The 18,939-nt window shown below is 74.3% G+C and carries 18 protein-coding genes; 15 read left to right on the top strand and 3 right to left on the bottom strand.

The features are described from left to right. The first annotated feature begins 8 nt into the window (after nucleotides 1-8). The 9 genes from bioD (at nucleotide 9) to AB0G59_RS18635 (ending at nucleotide 9,209) form a co-directional block, all read left to right on the top strand. Nucleotides 9-722: a dethiobiotin synthase gene (gene bioD, locus AB0G59_RS18675; RefSeq protein ID WP_360912862.1), complete on the top strand. Its 714-nt coding sequence runs from the start codon at nucleotides 9-11 to the stop codon at nucleotides 720-722. Nucleotides 723-844: 122 nt separating this feature from the next. Then, nucleotides 845-1,525 carry a class I SAM-dependent methyltransferase gene (locus tag AB0G59_RS18670; protein ID WP_360912860.1) on the top strand — a complete coding sequence of 227 codons (681 nt, stop codon included), beginning with the start codon at nucleotides 845-847 and terminating at the stop codon, nucleotides 1,523-1,525. A 98-nt stretch (nucleotides 1,526-1,623) separates the two neighbouring features. After that, entirely contained in the window at nucleotides 1,624-2,502 is an 879-nt protein-coding gene (locus AB0G59_RS18665; protein ID WP_360912858.1) for an LLM class F420-dependent oxidoreductase, read from the top strand. 175 nt (nucleotides 2,503-2,677) lie between these two features. Further along, nucleotides 2,678-4,018: a hemolysin family protein gene (locus AB0G59_RS18660; RefSeq protein ID WP_360912856.1), complete on the top strand. Its 1,341-nt coding sequence runs from the start codon at nucleotides 2,678-2,680 to the stop codon at nucleotides 4,016-4,018. Then, a complete protein-coding gene (locus tag AB0G59_RS18655) occupies nucleotides 4,015-5,028 on the top strand; it encodes a hemolysin family protein (RefSeq protein ID WP_360912854.1) in 1,014 nt (337 codons plus the stop codon). The genes AB0G59_RS18660 and AB0G59_RS18655 overlap by 4 nt, the downstream gene beginning before the upstream one ends. A 76-nt stretch (nucleotides 5,029-5,104) precedes the next feature. Further along, nucleotides 5,105-5,887: an SGNH/GDSL hydrolase family protein gene (locus AB0G59_RS18650; RefSeq protein ID WP_360912852.1), complete on the top strand. Its 783-nt coding sequence runs from the start codon at nucleotides 5,105-5,107 to the stop codon at nucleotides 5,885-5,887. A gap of 83 nt (nucleotides 5,888-5,970) precedes the next feature. Continuing rightward, nucleotides 5,971-7,404 carry an adenylosuccinate lyase gene (gene purB, locus AB0G59_RS18645; protein WP_071964572.1) on the top strand — a complete coding sequence of 478 codons (1,434 nt, stop codon included), beginning with the start codon at nucleotides 5,971-5,973 and terminating at the stop codon, nucleotides 7,402-7,404. 2 nt (nucleotides 7,405-7,406) lie between these two features. Further along, nucleotides 7,407-7,949, top strand: a complete 543-nt coding sequence (gene mug / locus AB0G59_RS18640; protein WP_360912849.1) for a G/U mismatch-specific DNA glycosylase — start codon at nucleotides 7,407-7,409, stop codon at nucleotides 7,947-7,949. Between the two features lie 102 nt (nucleotides 7,950-8,051). Further along, nucleotides 8,052-9,209 (top strand): ROK family protein, encoded by a 1,158-nt coding sequence (locus AB0G59_RS18635; protein WP_071964574.1) that lies wholly within the window; start codon nucleotides 8,052-8,054, stop codon nucleotides 9,207-9,209. 7 nt (nucleotides 9,210-9,216) lie between these two features. Here AB0G59_RS18635 and AB0G59_RS18630 read toward each other — a convergent pair whose 3' ends face one another. Further along, on the bottom strand, nucleotides 9,217-9,966 hold the full coding sequence (locus AB0G59_RS18630) for a GntR family transcriptional regulator (protein WP_360912847.1): 750 nt from the start codon (nucleotides 9,964-9,966) through the stop codon (nucleotides 9,217-9,219). Between the two features lie 176 nt (nucleotides 9,967-10,142). On the opposite strand from AB0G59_RS18630, the gene AB0G59_RS18625 reads away from it, so the two are divergent. Continuing rightward, nucleotides 10,143-10,901 (top strand): SDR family oxidoreductase, encoded by a 759-nt coding sequence (locus AB0G59_RS18625; protein WP_360912845.1) that lies wholly within the window; start codon nucleotides 10,143-10,145, stop codon nucleotides 10,899-10,901. 20 nt (nucleotides 10,902-10,921) lie between these two features. On the opposite strand, the gene AB0G59_RS18620 is transcribed toward AB0G59_RS18625, so the two are convergent. Next, the gene (locus AB0G59_RS18620; RefSeq protein WP_360912843.1) at nucleotides 10,922-11,824 is read right to left on the bottom strand and encodes an RNA polymerase sigma-70 factor; all 903 of its coding nucleotides are present in this window, start codon (nucleotides 11,822-11,824) and stop codon (nucleotides 10,922-10,924) included. A 148-nt stretch (nucleotides 11,825-11,972) separates the two neighbouring features. Between AB0G59_RS18620 and AB0G59_RS18615 the strand changes: the two genes are divergently transcribed. The 5 genes from AB0G59_RS18615 (at nucleotide 11,973) to AB0G59_RS18595 (ending at nucleotide 18,390) form a co-directional block, all read left to right on the top strand. Continuing rightward, the gene (locus AB0G59_RS18615; RefSeq protein WP_360912841.1) at nucleotides 11,973-12,812 is read left to right on the top strand and encodes an alpha/beta hydrolase; all 840 of its coding nucleotides are present in this window, start codon (nucleotides 11,973-11,975) and stop codon (nucleotides 12,810-12,812) included. Between the two features lie 64 nt (nucleotides 12,813-12,876). Continuing rightward, nucleotides 12,877-14,238 (top strand): NAD(P)/FAD-dependent oxidoreductase, encoded by a 1,362-nt coding sequence (locus AB0G59_RS18610; RefSeq protein WP_360912839.1) that lies wholly within the window; start codon nucleotides 12,877-12,879, stop codon nucleotides 14,236-14,238. A gap of 117 nt (nucleotides 14,239-14,355) precedes the next feature. After that, complete coding sequence (locus AB0G59_RS18605) at nucleotides 14,356-15,765, top strand: GNAT family N-acetyltransferase (protein ID WP_360912837.1); 1,410 nt, start codon at nucleotides 14,356-14,358, stop codon at nucleotides 15,763-15,765. 49 nt (nucleotides 15,766-15,814) lie between these two features. Next, on the top strand, nucleotides 15,815-17,500 hold the full coding sequence (locus AB0G59_RS18600; protein WP_360912835.1) for a DUF885 domain-containing protein: 1,686 nt from the start codon (nucleotides 15,815-15,817) through the stop codon (nucleotides 17,498-17,500). A gap of 23 nt (nucleotides 17,501-17,523) precedes the next feature. Continuing rightward, nucleotides 17,524-18,390 (top strand): ATP-grasp domain-containing protein, encoded by an 867-nt coding sequence (locus AB0G59_RS18595; protein WP_360912833.1) that lies wholly within the window; start codon nucleotides 17,524-17,526, stop codon nucleotides 18,388-18,390. Between the two features lie 3 nt (nucleotides 18,391-18,393). Here AB0G59_RS18595 and AB0G59_RS18590 read toward each other — a convergent pair whose 3' ends face one another. Beyond that, a complete protein-coding gene (locus AB0G59_RS18590; protein ID WP_360912831.1) occupies nucleotides 18,394-18,879 on the bottom strand; it encodes a rhodanese-like domain-containing protein in 486 nt (161 codons plus the stop codon). Nucleotides 18,880-18,939: the final 60 nt, after the last annotated feature.

Raw genomic sequence — 18,939 nt, 5'->3', positions numbered from 1 at the left:
TGCGCATCATGTCGGTCTTGGTCGTCACGGGGACGGGCACGGAGGTCGGCAAGACCGTGGTGACGGCCGCCGTCGCGGCGGCGGCCCTGTCGGCCGGCCATTCGGTGGCGATGGTCAAGCCCGCCCAGACCGGGGTCGGGCCCGACGAGCCGGGGGACGTCGCGGAGGTGCTGCGGCTCGCCGGGCCGGTCACCGGTGTCGAACTGGCGCGCTTCCCGGAGCCGTTGGCGCCGGCGACCGCCGCCCGCCGGGCCGGCATGGCGCCGGTGCCGCCGAAGGAGATCGAGCGGGCGACGGCGGAGCTGGCCGCCTCCCACGACCTGGTCCTCGTCGAGGGCGCGGGCGGACTGCTCGTACGGATGGACGAGGCGGGCGCGACGCTCGCGGACGCGGCCCGCCTGCTGGACGCGCCCGTGCTGATCGTCGCGCAGGCAGGGCTGGGCACGCTCAACACCACCGCTCTGACCGCCGAGGCCCTGCGCTCGCGCGGCCTGCGCTGCGCGGGCGTGGTGATCGGCAGCTGGCCGGCCGACCCGGACCTCGCCACGCGCTGCAACCTCGCCGACCTGCCCGAGGCGGCCCAGGCCCCCTTGCTGGGCGCGGTCCCGGAGGGCGCGGGCTCCCTGCCCCCGGGCGACTTCCGCGCGATGGCGACGAGCTGGCTGGCTCCGCGGCTGTCCGGCGTCTGGGACGTCGAACGCTTCGCGCGGGCGCAGGGCTGAGCCGCCGGCGCCGGGTCGCCCGGCGCCCGGGGGCGGGAAACGGCGCAGCGGCGGGGAGAGGATAAATCCACTGGCCGGGGAACAATCGCGGTAGCCGTCATATCCCCGGGAAGGGGTGCCCCATGCCGCTCCGCAGCACCAGAACACCGCACGACGCCGTGCACCACCCGGTCTTCGCCCGGGTCTACGCCAAGTGGAGCCCGGTCCTCGACGAGCGGGCCGGTGTGGGCGCGCACCGCAGGGACCTGCTGGCGGGGCTCTCCGGCCGGGTCATCGAGATCGGCGCCGGGAACGGTCTGAACTTCGCCCACTATCCCGGCACGGTCTCGGAGGTGGTGGCGATCGAGCCGGAGCGGCGGCTGCGCCGGCTGGCGGTGGACGCGGCGGTCCGGGCGGGCGTACCGGTGGACGTGGTGCCGGGCGCGGCGGAGGCGCTGCCGGTCAAGAGCGAGGCGTTCGACGCGGCGGTGGTGTCCTTGGTGCTGTGCTCGGTGCGGGACGTGCGGCGCTCGCTGGCGGAGCTGCGCCGGGTGCTGAAGCCGGGCGGTGAGCTGCGGTTCTTCGAACACGGCGTCGCGCAGGGGCGGGTGCTGGCGGATGTGCAGCGGGGGTTGGACCGCACGGTGTGGCCGCTGCTGTTCGGCGGGTGTCACACCTCCCGTGATCCGCTGGCCTCGATCGAGGCGGCGGGATTCGACATGGGCGACTACCGGCGGCTGCAGGTGCCGCGGAGCAGGGTGCCGATGCCGAGCTCCTCGTGCGTGCTGGGGGTGGCCCGGCGCCCGGCCGAGCCGGGACATTGAGGCCGGACAGGTGAGTTGGCTCACGAAGGAGGGGCCCGCCGAACAAGCGGAGCCACCCTCCGGTACGTTGTCGCCCAACGACATCCAGGGGGTTTCTCATGTCACGTCCGTTCCGTTTCGCCGTCAACATGCTCGACGGCGGCACGTCCGCCGAGTGGCGCGCGAAGTGCCGCAGGGCCGAGGCGATGGGCTATGACGTCATCCTCGTGCCCGACCACCTCGGCATGCCCGCGCCCTTCCCCTCCCTCGTGGCCGCCGCCGAGGCCACGGAGCGACCGCGCGTGGGGACGTTCGTCCTCAACGCCGGCTTCTGGAACCCTTCGCTGCTGGCGCGGGAGGTGGCCTCCACCGATCAGCTGACGGGCGGGCGGCTGGAGTTGGGGCTGGGCACCGGCTACGTCAAGGCCGAGCACGACAGCGCCGGGCTGCCGTTCGGCTCCCCGCGCGAGCGGGTCGACCACCTGGAGCGCACTGTCACAGAGCTCAAGCGGCTGCTCGCCGACCCGGAGCACCGGCCGGCGACCGCGCAGTCGCCGCGGCCCCCGCTGCTGCTCGGCGGCAACGGCAACCGCGTGCTGCGGCTGACGGCGCGGCACGCGGACATCGCGGCCTTCACCGGCGGTGCGACCGGGCCGGACGGGGCTCTGCGGCTGATCACCCCGGCGGAGCTGGAGGACCGCGTCGCGGCCTACCGCGGCTTCGAGGGCGAGCGGGCCGAGCCCGCCGAGCTCAACTACCTGGTGCAGATCGTGGCGGTCGGCGGCGACCCGCGCGCCAAGGTCCGCGACCTGATGGGCTACTCGGAGGACATGTCCGAGGACGAGATCCTGGAGCACCCCGCGATGCTCGCCGGCTCGGTGAAGGAGATCGCCGAGCGCGTCCGGGGCCACCGCGAGCGCTTCGGCTTCACCTACTTCACGGTCCTGGAGCCGTACATGGAGGCGTTCGCCCCGGTGATCGAGGAGCTGCGGAACTGATTCGCCTCCCGCTTTGCCGCTCCTTTACCATTGAGGGTCATCGACCGGTTCTCGTGAAGTGAACCCTCAGCGAAAGGTGTGAGCGTCCGCCCATGGGCGAGCCCCCCAGTAGTCCCCGGAGCCGACACCGCGCGGTCCTTCCGCCCCTGCCCGATCATGGGACGGAGGTGAACCGATGACCGAAGTGCTCCTTCTGGTGCTCGCCCTGCTGCTGACGCTCGCCTGCGCCGTCTTCGTGGCGGCGGAGTTCTCGCTCACCACCGTCGAGCGCGCCGAGCTGGAGCGGGCGGTCGAGCGCGGCGAGCGCGGCGCCGAGGGCACCCTCAAGGCCGTCCGCAGCCTCACCTTCCAGCTCTCCGGCGCCCAGCTCGGCATCACCGTCACGGGCCTGATCATCGGCATGATCTCCAAGCCGTCCATCGCGGCGCTGCTCACGGGCCCGGTCGAGGCGCTCGGCCTGCCCGCCTCCGCGGCCTCCTCGACGGCCCTGATCCTCGGCACCGTGATCTCCACGGTGGTGCTGATGGTCGTCGGGGAGCTCGTCCCCAAGAACTGGGCGATCTCCCGGCCGCTGTGGGTGGCGAAGAAGGTCTCCGGCCCGCAGCGCGCCTTCAGCGCCGCCTTCCGGCCGCTGATCCGGCACCTGAACAACAGCGCCAACCACGTCGTGCGCCGGATGGGCCTGGAGCCCGCCGAGGAGCTGGCCACCGCCCGCGGCCCGCAGGAGCTCGCCGCGCTGGCCCGGCACTCCGCCAAGGAGGGCGCGCTGGAGGCGGACGTCGCCGAGATGTTCGTCCGCACCCTCAACCTCGCCGACCTCACGGCCGAGAACGTCATGACCCCCCGCGTCCAGGTCACCGCGCTCGACGCCCGGGCCACGGCCGAGGACGTCGCCGACGCCACCCGGGCCACCGGCCTGTCCCGCTTCCCCGTCTACCGGGGCACCCTCGACGCGGTCGTCGGCGTCGCCCACATCAAGGACGTCCTGGCCATACCCGCCGAGCAGCGCCACCACCGGCCCGTCACCTCCTTCCTGCGGCAGCCGCTGCTGGTCCCGGAGTCGCTGACCGTGGACCGGCTGCTGGACCGGCTCTCCGCCAAGCGCAGCATGGCCGTGGTCATCGACGAGTACGGCGGCACGGCCGGCGTGGTCACCCTGGAGGACATCATCGAGGAGGTCGTCGGCGAGGTCCGCGACGAGCACGACCCGCACGAGCTGCCCGACCTGGCACCGGCCGGCGAGGACGCCGAGGGCCGCGCGCTCTACGACGCCGACGGCGCCGCCCGCACCGACCAGCTGGAGCACATCGGGCTGCGGGCGCCGGACGGCCCGTACGAGACCCTGGCCGGCCTCGTCGCCACCGTGCTCGGCCGCATCCCGGCCGAGGGCGACACGGCGGAGGTCGCCGGCTGGCGGATCGAGGTGACCGACGCGTCCGGGCGACGCGCCGCCCGCGTGCTGCTCACCGCCCCGCTGCCGCCCGGCGCCGCCTCGGGTGCGGAGGCCGGCCGATGACCGCGATCCAGCTCCTGATCGGCCTGGCCACGCTGGTCGCCAACGCCTTCTTCGTGGGGGCGGAGTTCGGCATGATCTCCGTGCGCCGCGGCCAGATCGAGCCGTACGCCGAGCGCGGCGACCGGCGGGCCCGCAGCGTGCTGTGGGGCCTGCGGCACATCTCGGCGCTGATGGCGGCCGCCCAGCTCGGCATCACGCTGTGCACGCTGGTCCTCGGCGTGGTCGCCGAACCGGCCATCGCCCAGCTTCTGGAGCCCCTCTTCCACGTGGTGGGGCTGCCGCAGGGGCTCGTCCACCCCGTGTCGTTCGTGATCGCGCTGGCCGTGGCGACGTATCTGCACATGCTCTTCGGCGAGATGGTGCCGAAGAACATCGCCCTGGCCGATCCGGTGCGCACCGCGCTGCTGCTCGGCCCGCCGCTGGTGACGCTGGCGCGGACGCTGCGCCCGTTCGTCTTCGCGATCAACCGGCTGGCGAACGCGATCCTGAAACTGCTGCGCGTCGAGCCCAAGGACGAGGTCGCGGCGGTCTTCTCGGACGATCAGCTCGCCCGCATGGTCGCCGACTCCAGCGAGGCAGGGCTGCTGGACCAGCGCGCCACCAAGCGGCTGCGGGACGCCCTGGGCCTGGGCAAGCGCCCCGTGGGGGACGTCATCCTGCCCATCGAGCGCGTGGTCTCCGCCCGCTTCGGGGTCACGCCCGAGGAGCTGGAGCGGCTCGCCGCCTCCTCCGGCTTCTCCCGCTTCCCCGTCGTCGACGACGCCGGGCGCATCCTGGGCTACCTGCACGTCAAGGACGCCCTGGACGCCAAGCCGCGCGACATGCCCTTCCCCCTGCGCCGGATGCGCCCCATCGCCCGGGTACGGGCGGATACGCCGCTGGACGACGTGATCCCGGCGATGAGCCGCACCGGCGCCCACCTCGCGGCGGTCATCGGCGAGGACAACCGGCTGGCCGGCCTGGTCACCCTCGAGGACGTGCTGCGCCAGCTGGTCGCCCCGCGGCAGTGACGACGGCGCGGCGCCCGCCCGGCACTCCCGGGCCGGCCGCCGCGGCCGCCCCGCACAGCGGTAGGATCACGGCGCCATGCCGATGAATGCCACGTACACGCACACCAGTTTCGTCGCCGTGGGCGACTCCTTCACCGAGGGCATGTCCGACGCCCTTCCGGACAGCTCCTACCGCGGCTGGGCCGACCTGCTCGCCGCCCGCCTCGCGGCCCGCACCCCCGGCTTCCGGTACGCCAACCTCGCGGTGCGCGGCAAGCTGATCGGCCAGATCGCCGACGAGCAGGCGCCGGTGGCGGCCGCCATGGGCGCGGACCTGGTGACGCTGGTGGGCGGCCTCAACGACGTGCTGCGCCCGCAGTGCGACGTGGACCTGGTGTGCGCCCGCCTCGCGGAGGCCGCCGGCAAGCTGGCCCCCGGCTGCCGGCAGCTGGTGCTCATGCGCAGCCCCGGCCGGCGCGGGCCGGTCCTGGAGCGCTTCCGGCCCCGCATGGAACAGCTCTTCGCCTTCATCGACACGCTGGCCGAGCGGCACGACGCCCTGGTCGTCGACCTGTTCTCCGCCGAGGTGCTGGGCGATGCGCGGCTGTGGGCCGAGGACCGGCTGCACCTGAACGCCGAGGGCCACCGGCGCGTGGCCGAGGCCGTGTGGCAGGCCCTGGGCCACGCGCCGGAGTCCGACTGGCGCGAGCCGCTGCCGCCGGCCGTCCGCCCCGGCTGGTCCACCCGGCGCGCCTCCGACGTGCGCTTCGCCCGCGAACACCTGGTCCCCTGGATCGGCCGCCGGCTCACCGGACGCTCCTCCGGGGACGGCCTGCCGCCCAAGCGCGGTGAGCTGCTGCCGTACGAGCCGCTGCCCTAGCCGGTGATCCAAGCGCTCTCGTAGCAACCCACAAATCGGACCGGGGCGCTGGCCTGCGTGAATCGCCAGTAGAATTCCGTCACGTGACTGCAAAGCCCCGCATCCCCAATGTCCTGGCCGGCCGCTACGCCTCCGCGGAGCTCGCCGTGCTGTGGTCCCCCGAGTACAAGGTGACGCTGGAGCGGCGGCTGTGGCTCGCCGTCCTCCGTGCGCAGAAGGACCTGGGGATCGAGGTGCCGGACGCTGCCCTCGCCGACTACGAGCGCGTCCTGGACCAGGTCGACCTGGCCTCGATCGCCGAACGCGAGAAGATCACCCGGCATGACGTGAAGGCCCGCATCGAGGAGTTCAACGCCCTCGCCGGCCACGAGCACGTCCACAAGGGCATGACCTCCCGCGACCTGACGGAGAACGTCGAGCAGCTGCAGATCCGGCTCTCCCTCGAGCTGGTGCGCGACCGCGTCGTCGCCGTCCTGACCCGGCTGGGCAAGCTGGCCGCCGACCAGGCCGAGCTGGTCATGGCCGGCCGCTCGCACAACGTCGCCGCCCAGGCCACCACCCTCGGCAAGCGCTTCGCGACCACCGCCGACGAGCTGCTCGTCGCCTTCGGCCGGACCGAGGAGCTGCTGGCCCGCTACCCGCTGCGCGGGATCAAGGGCCCCGTCGGCACCGCCCAGGACATGCTCGACCTGCTCGGCGGCGACGCCTCGAAGCTGGCCGAGCTGGAGCAGCGCATCGCCGCCCACCTGGGCTTCGCGCACGCCTTCACCTCCGTCGGCCAGGTCTACCCGCGCTCCCTGGACTACGACGTCGTCACCGCGCTGGTGCAGCTAGCCGCCGCGCCCTCCTCGCTCGCCAAGACGATCCGGCTGATGGCCGGCCACGAGCTGGTGACCGAGGGCTTCAAGCCGGGCCAGGTCGGCTCGTCCGCGATGCCGCACAAGATGAACACCCGCTCCTGCGAGCGCGTCAACGGCCTCATGGTCATCCTGCGCGGCTACGCCTCGATGACCGGCGAGCTGGCGGGCGACCAGTGGAACGAGGGCGACGTCTCCTGCTCGGTGGTGCGCCGCGTCGCGCTGCCGGACGCGTTCTTCGCGCTCGACGGCCTGCTGGAGACCTTCCTGACGGTCCTCGACGAGTTCGGCGCCTTCCCGGCCGTCGTCGCCCGTGAGCTCGACCGCTACCTCCCCTTCCTCGCCACCACCAAGGTGCTGATGGGCGCGGTGCGGGCCGGGGTCGGGCGCGAGGTCGCGCACGAGGTCATCAAGGAGCACGCGGTGGCCTCGGCGCTGGCGATGCGCGAGCAGGGCGCCGAGCGCAACGAGCTGCTGGGCAAGCTGGCCGCCGACGAGCGCATCCCGCTGGACCGCGCCGCCCTGGACGCGCTGATGGCGGACAAGCTGTCGTTCACCGGTGCCGCGAGCGACCAGGTGGCCTCGGTGGTCGCCCGCATCGAGGAGATCGCCAAGCGCCACCCGGAGGCCGCGGCCTACGCACCGGGCGCCATCCTCTAGGGATGACTCCGGAAGAGCTCGAAGCCGCCCGCGACCGCCTCGTTCCCGATGTGGTCGCGGGCGGCCTCCGTGTGTTGTTCTGTGGAATCAACCCCGGGCTGATGTCCGCGGCCACCGGCCATCACTTCGCCCGGCCCGGCAACCGGTTCTGGCCCGTCCTGCACGCTTCGGGCTTCACACCGCGCCGGCTGCTGCCCGCCGAGGAGCGGGAGCTGCTGGACCACGGGCTGGGCATCACCAACGTCGTCGCCCGGGCCTCCGCGCGCGCCGACGAGATCAGCGACGCCGAATTCCGCGAGGGAGGCCGCATCCTCACCCGGAAGGTGGAGCTGCTGCGGCCCCGCTGGCTGGCGGTCGTCGGGGTCACCGCCTATCGGGTCGCCTTCGGCGACCGCCACGCGAAGATCGGCCCCCAGGAACGGACCATAGGCACCACCCGTATCTGGGCGCTGCCCAATCCCAGCGGCCTCAACGCCCATTGGCCCCTGCCGAAGATGGCGGAGGAGTTCGCCCGGCTGCGCGCCGCCGCCGACGGCACCGGCTGACCGAGGTTTCCGCACGCCGCGTGCGGTCCAAGGCTCGCCGGGTTCCGGTCGACCGGATACGATCCGTGCGGCAAAGGGCGCGCAAAGCGAGGAGGCGGCACGTTGGGGCGGCTCACCGGCGGGGACCCGTCTCTGTTGCGGCGGATCAATTCGGCCGTGGTGCTGCACGCCCTGCGCTCCGCCCAGGCGCCCACGCTCACCGACCTGGTCAACGTCACCGGTCTGTCGCGGCCGACCGTGGAGGGCGTGGTCGAGGGCCTGATCGGTTCCGGCCTCGTGGTGGAGGCGGCCGCCGACGAGAACGCGACACGGCGTCAGGGCCGCCCGGCGCGGCGCTTCCGGTTCCGGGCGGAGGCCGGCCATCTGCTGGGCATCGAGATCGGGCCGCACCGCATCGCCGCGCTGCTGGCCGACCTCGACGGGCGGGTGATGGGCTCGGCGCACGTGGAGGTCGCCGCGACGGCTCCGGCGGACGAGCGCCTGGAGCAGGTCCGGGTGGCCGTCGCCGATCTGCTCCGACGCGCCGGGGTCCCGCGCAGTTCGCTGCGCGCGGTGGGCGTGGCCACCCCCGGCATCGTGGAGGCGGACGGGACCGTACGGCTGGGAACCGCGCTGCCGCAGTGGACCGGGCTGCCGCTCGGGGAGCGGCTGCGTCGCTCGTTCCGCTGTCCGGTGCTCGTGGAGAACGACGCCAACGCCGCCGCCGTCGCCGAGCACTGGAAGGGCGCGGCGACCGCCTCCGACGACGTGGTCTTCGTGCTGGCGGGGCTGAGCCCGGGGGCCGGATCGCTCATCGGCGGGCGGCTGCACCGGGGCTTCGGGGGCGCGGCCGGGGAGATCGGCGCCCTGCACCTGCTGGGCCGGGAGGCCACCCCCGAGGAGGTGCTGTCCACCACCGGGGAGCCGCTGCACCCGCTCGACGAGGCACAGGTGGCCCGGGTGTTCGCGCGCGCGGAGCAGGGCGACGAGCGGGCCCGGGCCGCGGTGGAGAGGTATCTGCGCCGGCTGGTGCACGACGTGGCGGCGCTGGTGCTGGCGCTCGACCCGGAGCTGGTCGTGGTGGGCGGCTGGGCGGCCGGGCTGAACGGGGTCCTGGAGCCGCTGCGCACCGAGCTGGCCCGCTACTGCCTGCGGCCGCCGCAGGTGGCGCAGTCGCTGCTCGGCGAGGCCGCGGTGGCCACGGGTGCGCTGCGGCTGGCCCTCGACCACGTGGAGAAGCAGCTCTTCGCGGTCGAGAGCACGGTCACGGCGCGTCGCTGAGCGGCCGTCAGCCCGCGAGGAGCTGTACGGCCGCGCCGCCGGCGTCCCCGAAGGTCAGCCGGCAGGTGTCGGCGCGGTAGGTGGCGACGGCTACGGCCGCGGTGCGGCCGCCGGAGACGTAGCGGGTGGTGACGACGAGCACGGGCGCCCCGGGGAGCCGGTCGAGCTGCTTGGCGTCGTCGGCGCGTGCGGAGCCCAGCTCCACCGCCTGGTCCTGGCCCTCCAGTTGCAGGCGCTGCAGCTCGCGCAGCACGGCGCGGGCGCGGGCCGTGCCGGCGGGCGCGTCGATGGCGGCGAGGCCGGGGACGCTGCTCGCGGGGACGTACAGCAGCTCGGCGGCGACGGGCTGACTGCGCGTCTTGCGGGTGCGGCGCACGGTGTGCACGCTCTGGCCGGGGCCGGTGGCCAGAAGCCGGGCGACCGGGGCGGGGGGTACGTCCTCGGTGCTGTCGACCGGCTGCCAGGCGTCGCCGGCCGTGCCGGGCCACGCATGGGCGGCGTCGGCGACGGCGACGCCCATGCGGGGCGGGGCGACGGTGGTGCCGACGCCCCTGCGGCGCTGGAGGCGGCCCTCGAGCTCCAGCTGTTCGAGCGCCTGACGGAGCGTGGCCCGGGCCACGCCGAAGCGGGCCGCGAGCTCGCGCTCGTTCGGCAGGATCTCGCCCACGGCGAACTCGGAGTCGAGTGCGTCGCTGAGGACGGTCTTCAGGTGCCAGTACTTCGGTTCCGGCACCGATTCCAACTGCGTGGTCCCCACCCTGATCCTCCGCAAAGGCTTTTCGCGCGCTTCTTTATTAAAGGTTGTTGCAGTATGCCTGCGACCATAGGACGGTGTGCGTACTTGGTCAAGACCAATGGCGTCCCGCACCGGCCGCTGTCAGAGCCCTGAGGTACCGTCGGTAATCATCGGAGGGTGTGACGGGGGGAAGCGCGATGGAGCGGGCATCGGACCAGGTCACGGTGGTCACCGGGGGCGGCAGGGGCATCGGCGCGGCGGTGGCGCTGCGGCTGGGGCGCGCCGGGCACCGCGTGGCCATCGGCTACGAACGGGCGCACGAGGCGGCGCGGAAGACGGCGGACGCCGTGCGCGCCGAGGGCGTCGCCTGTGTGGCGGTCCAGGTCGACACCAGCGACGAGCGGCAGGTCGACGACTTCTTCACGACGGTGAAGGAGGAGCTGGGGCCGGTCACCGGCCTGGTCAACAACGCCGGGATCACGGGCTTGCTGGGCCGGTTCACCGACACTCCGGTGGAGCGGATGCGCCGGGTCGTCGACGTCAATGTGATGGGTGCGCTGATCTGTGCCCGCCGGGCGGCGCTGGAGATGTCCACGCGTCACGGCGGCCGGGGCGGCGCGATCGTGAACATCTCCTCGGGCGCCGCGACGCTGGGCAGCCCGGGCGAGTACGTGCACTACGCGGCGAGCAAGGCCGCCGTGGACGCGATGGCCGTGGGGCTGGCCAAGGAGCTCGCCGCGGAGGGCATCCGGGTCAATTCGGTGCAGCCCGGGGCGGTCGTGACCGACATCCACGCCTCGATGGGCGACCCCGACCGGGCGTGGCGCATAGCCGACCGGATCCCCATGGGGCGCCCCGGCGAGCCGGAGGAGGTCGCGGGGGCGGTGGCCTGGCTGCTGTCGCCGGAGGCGTCGTACACCACCGGCGCGATACTGCGGGTGGCCGGAGGGCTGTGACCGGCCCGCGGCGGGCCCGGTCAGGGCCGCAGCGCCGTGAGCTTGTCGGGGTTGCGGATGAGGTGGATCTCGGCGATCCGGCCGTCGGCGGCCTCGAGGCTGACGAGGGAGTCGAGCCGGCCCCCGAGGAACAGCAGCACGGCCGGCGCGCCGTTGACCTCCGCGAAGCGGACCTCCGGTGCGGCGGTGGCGCCGAACGTCTCGCCGGCGACGGCCAGCAGGAAGCGCCCGACCTTGTCGGCGCTCTCGATGACGCGCAGCGCGGCCTTCACCTTGCCGCCGCCGTCGCTGACGAGCCGGACGTCGGGTGCGAGCAGGGCGAGCATGTCGTCGATGCTGCCGCCGGTGGCCGCTGCGAGGAAGCGCTCGGTGAGGTCGCGCCGACGGACCGGGTCGACGTCGAAGCGCGGCCTGCGTTCCTCCACATGGCGCCGGGCCCGCCCGGCGAGCTGGCGCACGGCCGCCTCCGAGCGGTCGAGCGCCTGGGCGATGTCCTGGTAGGGGAAGCCGAACGCCTCGCGGAGGACGAAGACCGCGCGCTCCAGCGGCGAGAGCGTTTCGAGCACGACGAGCACCGCGAGGGAGACGGAGTCGGCGAGCATCGCGCGCTCGGCCGTGTCGGGCACGCTCGCGCCGAAGTCGGTGACGACGGGCTCCGGCAGCCACGGCCCCACGTAGGCCTCGCGGCGCGCCTGCGCCTGGCGCAGGCGGTCGATGGCGAGCCGGGTGGTGACGCGCACGAGATAGCCGCGCGCGTCCCGCACGGCCGCGCGGTCCGCGCCGGACCAGCGCAGCCAGGCCTCCTGGACGACGTCCTCCGCGTCGGCGAACCGGCCGAGCATGCGGTAGGCCACCGCCGTCAGCGTGGTGCGGTGTTCCTCGAAGGCGTCGAGCCCGGCGTCAGGTGCGGTCACGGAGCCCATCCCACCCGAGGTGCCCGGGGATTGTCCACGTGAACCGGGTCTCACCGGGGCGTACCGGCCGCCGTGGCGTACCGAGGTCTACCCAGCGGTAACCGCTGCTGACATCCTGTCTCGGTACGTCGCCCCACGGATGACGAGGAGCCGAGCCATGACCGAGACGATCTCCTTCCCCATCGACACCCCGGCCGGCCGGCGCACGGTCGCGGTGACATACGAGCGCCTGGGCGGCGGCGAGCCGCTGGTGCTGCTGCACGGCATCGGCCACCATCTGCAGGCCTGGGACCCGGTCGTGGGCATCCTCGCCGCCGAGCGCGACGTCATCGCCGTGGACCTGCCGGGCTTCGGCCGCTCCCCCGCGCTGCCCGACGGGATCTCCTACGACCTGCGCGGCGTGGTCCCCGTGCTGGGCGCCTTCTTCGACGCGCTGGGCCTGGAGCGGCCGCACGTCGCGGGCAACTCCCTGGGCGGTCTGCTCGCCCTGCAGCTCGGTCACGACAAGCTCGTACGGTCCGTCACCGCGCTGTCCCCCGGCGGCTTCTGGAGCGAGGCCGAGCGCCGCTACGCCTTCGGGGTGCTGCTCGCCATGCGCCAGGGCGCGCTGCGGCTGCCGGAGCACACGGTGAGCCGGCTGGCCCGTACGGCCGTGGGCCGGGCGGCGCTGGTCAGCCCCATCTACGCCCGGCCCGGCCGCCGTTCGCCCGACGCCGTGGTGGCCGAGACGCGGGCTTTGCGGGAGGCGTCCGGCTTCGAGGCCGTGCTCACCGCCGGCCGCTCGGTCCGCTTCACCCACGACGTGCCGGAGGTGCCGGTCACCATCGCGTGGGGCACCAACGACCGGGTGCTGCTGCGCGGCCAGGGCGTGCGGGCCAAGAAGGCGATCCCGGGCGCCCGGCTCGTACGGCTGCCGGGCTGCGGTCACGTCCCGATGAACGACGACCCGGCGCTGGTCGCCCGCGTCATCCTCGACGGCTCGCGCGTCGGACAGTGACGCCCTCGCGGGGCGGTGGGAAGGTGGTGGGCACCCGAAGCCGGCGCGAGGAAGGTGCGGTGCTGTGGCCGAACAGGTGGATGTCGTCGTCATCGGCATGGGTCCGGGCGGCGAGCACGTGGCCGGGCGGCTCGCCGAGGCCGGGCTGAGCGTGGTGGGCGTCGAGGCGGAGCTGGTGGGCGGCGAGTGCCCGTACTGGGGATGCGTGCCCAGCAAGATGATGATCCGCGCCGGGAACCTGCTGGCGGAGGCGCGACGGGTGCCCGGCATGGCGGGCACCGCCCACGTCTGCGCCGACTGGGCGCCGGTGGCCGACCGCGTCCGGGACGAGGCCACCGACGACTGGAACGACCAGGCCGCGGCCGACCGCTTCACCGGCAAGGGCGGCCGCCTGGTGCGCGGCCGCGGCAGGCTGGCCGGCCACGGCCGGGTGGAGGCCGGCGGCGAGGTGTTCGAGGCGCGGAGCGGCATCGTCCTCGCCACCGGCAGCCGGCCGCAGATCCCGCCGGTGCCCGGCCTCGACGCGGTGCCGTACTGGACCAACCGCGACGCGATCGCCGCGAAGGAGCCGCCGGGCACGCTGCTGGTGCTCGGCGGAGGCGCGATCGGGCTGGAGCTCTCCCAGGTCTACGCCCGCTTCGGCACCCACGTCACGGTGGTGGAGGCGCTCGACGGGCTGATCCCGGCCGAGGAGCCGGAGGCCGGCGAGCTGCTGACCGGGGTGCTGCGCGGCGAGGGGCTGACCGTGCGGACCGGCGCGCGGGTCACCCGGGTCCGGCACAGCGGCGACGCGTTCACGCTGGTCCTCGAGGACGGCGCGGAGCTGACGGGAGACCAGCTGCTGGTGGCCACCGGCCGCCGGGCGGACCTGAGCGACCTGGGCCTGGACACCGTGGGGCTGGACCCGACGGCGCGGGCGCTGCGCACGGACGGGCAGATGCTGGTCGCACCGGCGCTGTGGGGCGTGGGCGATGTGACCGGGCACGGGATGTTCACCCATGTGGCGATGTACGAGGCGGAGATCGTGGTCCGGTCCGTGCTCGGCGAGCCCGGCCCGGACGCCGACTACCGCGCCCTGCCCCGGGTCACCTTCACCGACCCCGAGGTGGGGGCGGTGGGCCTGACCGAGAAGCAGGCCCACGAGAAGGGGCTGCGGGTGCGCACGGGCACGGCCCGGGTGCCGGACTCGGCCCGCGGCTGGATCCACAAGGCGGGCAACGCGGGGCTGGTCAAGCTCGTCGAGGACGCGGACCGGGGCGTGCTGGTCGGCGCGACCACGGCGGGGCCGATGGGCGGCGAGGTCATGTACGGCCTGGCGGTGGCGGTCCAGGCCGCGGTGCCCGTCGAGGCGCTGCGGCACATGATCTACGCGTACCCGACCTTCCACCGGGGCATCGAGGACGCGCTGCGGGACCTGCGCGGCTGAGCGCCGCCCGGGCGGCCGGCGCGCGCCCGGATCGTCCGGACCCGGACAGATGTGTCCTTTACCCATCGGACACAGCACGTTCGTGATCACGCAACACCGCTCGGTCAGGGTGGGTCCATGACCGACGAGACCTTCGCGAAGAGCTCCCCCCGGCACCACGGTCACCACCACTGGCGCCGGGACCTGGTGGAACTGGCCGCCCTGTTCACGGCGGTCGCCGCTGCCGACTCCGTCGCCAACACGGTCGCGCACGGCCCCGACGGCCCCGCCCTGCTGGTCGGCTCGGCCGCCGCCCTGATGGCCACGACCGGCTTCCACACCTGGTGGTCCCGGCGCCGGGGACACGCCTTCCCGCCGCCCGCCGCGGCGGCCGCCCCGGGCGCCGCGCCGGCCCGCGTCACCGCCGGCGACGGCGCGGACGGCGGCACGACGCTGTGGCGGATGCGCACGACCGTGCGCGACGAGCCGGGCAGCCTGGCCTCGCTGTGCCTGGCCCTGGCCGACCACCGCGTCGACATACTCGCCCTGCAGACCCACCCCCTGGCCGACGGCACCGTCGACGAGCTGCTGCTGCGCGCCCCCGCCGCGCTCGCGCCCGCCGAGCTGACCCGGGCCGCCGCGGGCGGCGGCGGCCGCGAGACCTGGCTGGAGCGGGCCGACGCCCACGACCTCGTGGACGCCCCGACCCGGATCCTGGGCCTCGCCACCCGGACCGCCCTGGACGCCGCCGAACTCCCCCTCGCCCTGCGACAGCTGCTCGGCCGCTGCACCATCCGCTCCATACCGGCCCGCTCCCCCCACACCGGCGCCCGGGCCGAACCCGTGCCGGAGGACGGGGTGTGGGAGGAGACGGTGCTGCGGCTGCGCGACCCCTCCGGCGGGTCGATCACCATCGAACGCCCCTACCTGCCCTTCACCCCCACCGAGTTCGCCCGCGCCCGTGCGCTGGTCGAGCTCGACGCCCGGCTGGGCCCGCGCGTCCCGCCGCGCACCGACGTACTCACCCTCCCCGAGGGCAACGAGATCACCGTCCGCCGGGCCGACGCCGCCGACCTCGCCGCCGCCCACGCCATGCACGAGCGCTGCTCCCCGACGACGCTCACCCGCCGCTACCACGGCCCCGTCGCCGACGCCGACCGCTACCTGCGCCACCTGCTCAGCCCGCGCTTCGGCCGCACCCTGGCCGCGTACACCGCCTCCGGCCGGCTCGTCGCCCTCGGCCACCTGCTGTGGGACGGCAACGAGACCGAGGTCGCGCTGCTCGTCGAGGACGCCTGGCAGCGGCGCGGCGTCGGCGGCGAGCTGCTGCGCCGGCTGATCACCATGGCCGGCGAGGCGGGCTGCGAGAGCGTGTACGCGGTCACCACGGCCTCCAACACCGGCATGGTCGGCGCCATGCGCGCCCTGGACCTGCCGCTGGACTACCAGATAGAGGAGGGCACCCTGGTGATCACCGCCCGGCTCGCCCGCGTCCCCGCCGCTCCCCGCACCACGGCCGGGACGGCGCAGCGGGTTTCGGACAGCTAACGGAAAAATCCCGCTGACGCGGCCGCCCCGGGCATACGAGGATGAGCGCATGCCGAACTCCACGAACACTCCACTGCCCCGTCAGGTCGCCGACTCCTACGTAGAGGCGTTCATCGAACTCGACCCCATCACCGGCACCTATCTGGGCATCGCGGAGTCCGCGCGGCGACTGCCGGACTTCTCCCCGGCGGGTCAGGAGGCACTGGCCGGGCTGGCCCGGACGACCCTGCGGGCGCTCGACGAGGCCGAGGCGCGGCCGGGTGCGGACAGCGACAGCGAACGGCGCTGCGCCCGGCTGCTGCGCGAGCGGCTGACCGCCGAACTCGCCGTGCACGAGGCGCGGGAGGCGCTGCGCACGGTCAGCAACATCCACTCGCCGCTGCACTCGGTGCGCGAGGTCTTCACCTTGATGCCGACGGAGACCGAGGAGGACTGGTCGGCGGTCGCCGCGCGGCTGCGCGCGGTCCCCACGGCGCTCGAGGGCTACCGCGCCTCGCTCGCCGAGGGCATCGAGCGCGGGCTGCCGGGCGGCCCGCGCCAGGTGAGCACCGTCATCGGCCAGCTGGACCAGTGGATCGGCACGGACGGAGGCTGGTTCGGCGAGTTCACGGCCGCAGGACCGAAGGAGCTGCACGAGGAGCTTCAGGAGGCGGCCGGCGCCGCGACGGGCGGCCTGGCCGCGCTGCGCGACTGGCTGCGCGACGTCTACGCCCCGGACGTCGAGGGCGCCCCGGACGTCGTGGGGCGCGAGCGGTACGCCCGCTGGTCGCGCTACTGGAACGGCACCGACCTCGACCTGGACGAGGCGTACGCGTACGGCTGGTCCGAGTTCCACCGCATCCTCGGCGAGATGCGGACGGAGGCCGAGAAGATCCTGCCGGGCGCGAAGACGCCCTGGGAGGCGCTGGCCCACCTGGATGAGCACGGGACCCACATCGAGGGGGTCGAGGAGACCCGCGTCTGGCTGCAGGAGCTGATGGACGAGGCCATCGAGGCGCTGGACGGCACCCACTTCGAGCTGGCCGAGCGCGTCAAGCGCGTCGAGTCCCGCATCGCCCCTCCCGGCGGCGCCGCGGCCCCGTACTACAGCCAGCCGTCCGAGGACTTCTCCCGCCCCGGCCGCACCTGGCTGCCCACGATGGGCGAGACCCGCTTCCCCGTGTACGACCTGGTGTCGACCTGGTACCACGAGGGCGTTCCCGGCCACCACCTCCAGCTCGCGCAGTGGGTGCACGTGGCCGACCGGCTCTCCCGCTACCAGGCGACCGTCGGCCTGGTCAGCGCCAACTGCGAGGGCTGGGCGCTGTACGCGGAGCGGCTCATGGACGAGCTGGGCTTCCTCTCCGACCCCGAGCGCCGCCTGGGCTATCTGGACGCCCAGATGATGCGCGCCGCCCGCGTGATCGTCGACATCGGCATGCACCTGGAGCTGGAGATCCCCGGCCACTCGCCCTTCCACCCGGGCGAGCGCTGGACGCCGGAGCTGGCACGGGAGTTCTTCGGCATGCACAGCGGCCGCCCGGCGGACTTCGTCGACAGCGAGCTGGTGCGCTACCTGGGCATGCCGGCCCAGGCGATCGGCTACAAGCTCGGCGAGCGCGCCTGGCTGACCGGGCGCGAGGCCGCCCGCAAGGCCCACGGCGACGCCTTCGACGCCAAGGCCTGGCACATGGCGGCGCTGTCCCAGGGTTCCCTGGGCCTGGACGACCTGGTCGCGGAGCTGTCGGCACTGTGACGGCCACCCGTTAGGGTGCCGCGATGGCACCTTTGATCATTTTCTGCAGCGATCCGCTCGGGCCCCGACGGGTGGACCCGCACTTCACCGAGGAGGTGCGGGCCGCCCGTGAGCTGGGGCTGCGGACCTCGCTGCTGGACCACGACGCGCTGCTCGCCGGGGACGCGGCAGGAGCGGTGGCCGGTGTGCCGCGCGGGGCGGGGGCCGCGTGGTACCGGGGCTGGATGGTGCCGTCCGGGCGGTACGCGCAGCTGGCGGGCGCGCTCACCGCTCGCGGGGTCACCCTGCTGACCTCGCCGGACGGCTACCGCCGTGCGCATGAACTGCCGGGCTGGTACGGCACGTTCGCCCCGGTGACGCCGCCCAGCGTGTGGCTGGCCGCCGAGCCGGGCCACGCTCCGGGCGCCTGCGAGCTCGCGGCCCGCACGGCGGAGCTCGGGGGCGGGCCGGCCGTCGTCAAGGACTTCGTCAAGTCCCGCAAGCACGAGTGGCACGAGGCGTGTTACGTACCGGACCTCGCCGACACGGACCGGCTGGCGGCGGTGGTCGCCCGCTTCGTCGAGCTCCAGGACACGTTCCTCGCGGGCGGTGTCGTGGTACGGGCCTTCGAGCGCTTCACGGACGTGGGCGAGGCCCGCGTGTGGTGGGTGGACAGCCGCCCCGTACTCGTCACGGCGCACCCGGACCGCCCCGACCTCCGGCCCGAGCCGGCGCTCGCCGCCGTGTCGCCCCTGGTCGCGGCCCTGGGCTGCCGCTTCGTCAGCACCGATCTCGCCTTGCGCGAGGACGGGGTGTGGCGCGTGGTGGAGGTCGGGGACGGACAGGTCAGCGATCTGCCGCGGGGCATGGACCCGCGGCCGCTGCTGCGGGCCCTGGCCGGGGCCCGCTAGCGGTCAGCAGCCGCAGTCGCCGCCGTCGACCGGTGCCGTCAGCGGGTCCGGCGGGAGCTGCCGGGTGCCTTCCCACGTCTCGACCTCGTAGCCCTCGCGGATCCAGTACTCGATGCCGCCGAGCATCTCCTTGACGCGGTAGCCCAGGCGGGCCAGGGCCAGAGCCGCGCGGGTGGCGCCGTCGCAGCCGGGGCCCCAGCAGTAGACGACGACCGGAACGGCCGGGTCCAGGCATTCGGCCGCGAGCTGCGGGATCTGCGCGGTCGGCAGGTGCACGGCGCCCGGCACGTGCCCCTGGTCCCAGGACCCGGTGGACCGGGAGTCGACCACCACGAAGTCCGCGTGCCCGGCGGCCAGGGCGGCGTGCACGTCGGCCACGTCGGTGTGGAAGGCGAGACGGGCGGCGAAGTAGGCCGCGGCGGCGTCGGGAGCGGCCGGCGGAACGGCGAGGACGGAGCTGGGGGCCTGCGGGGCGGCGGTTGCTGTCATGCCCGAAAATCTACGGCCCTTGATCACGTACCGGAACCGATGATCCTCGGGGAAACTCTT

This window comes from Streptomyces sp. NPDC021096 (genome assembly GCF_040641275.1).
GTDB lineage: Bacteria > Actinomycetota > Actinomycetes > Streptomycetales > Streptomycetaceae > Streptomyces.
The sequence above is the reverse complement of the archived record's forward strand: the minus strand, read 5'-3'. Positions and strand labels throughout refer to the sequence as shown.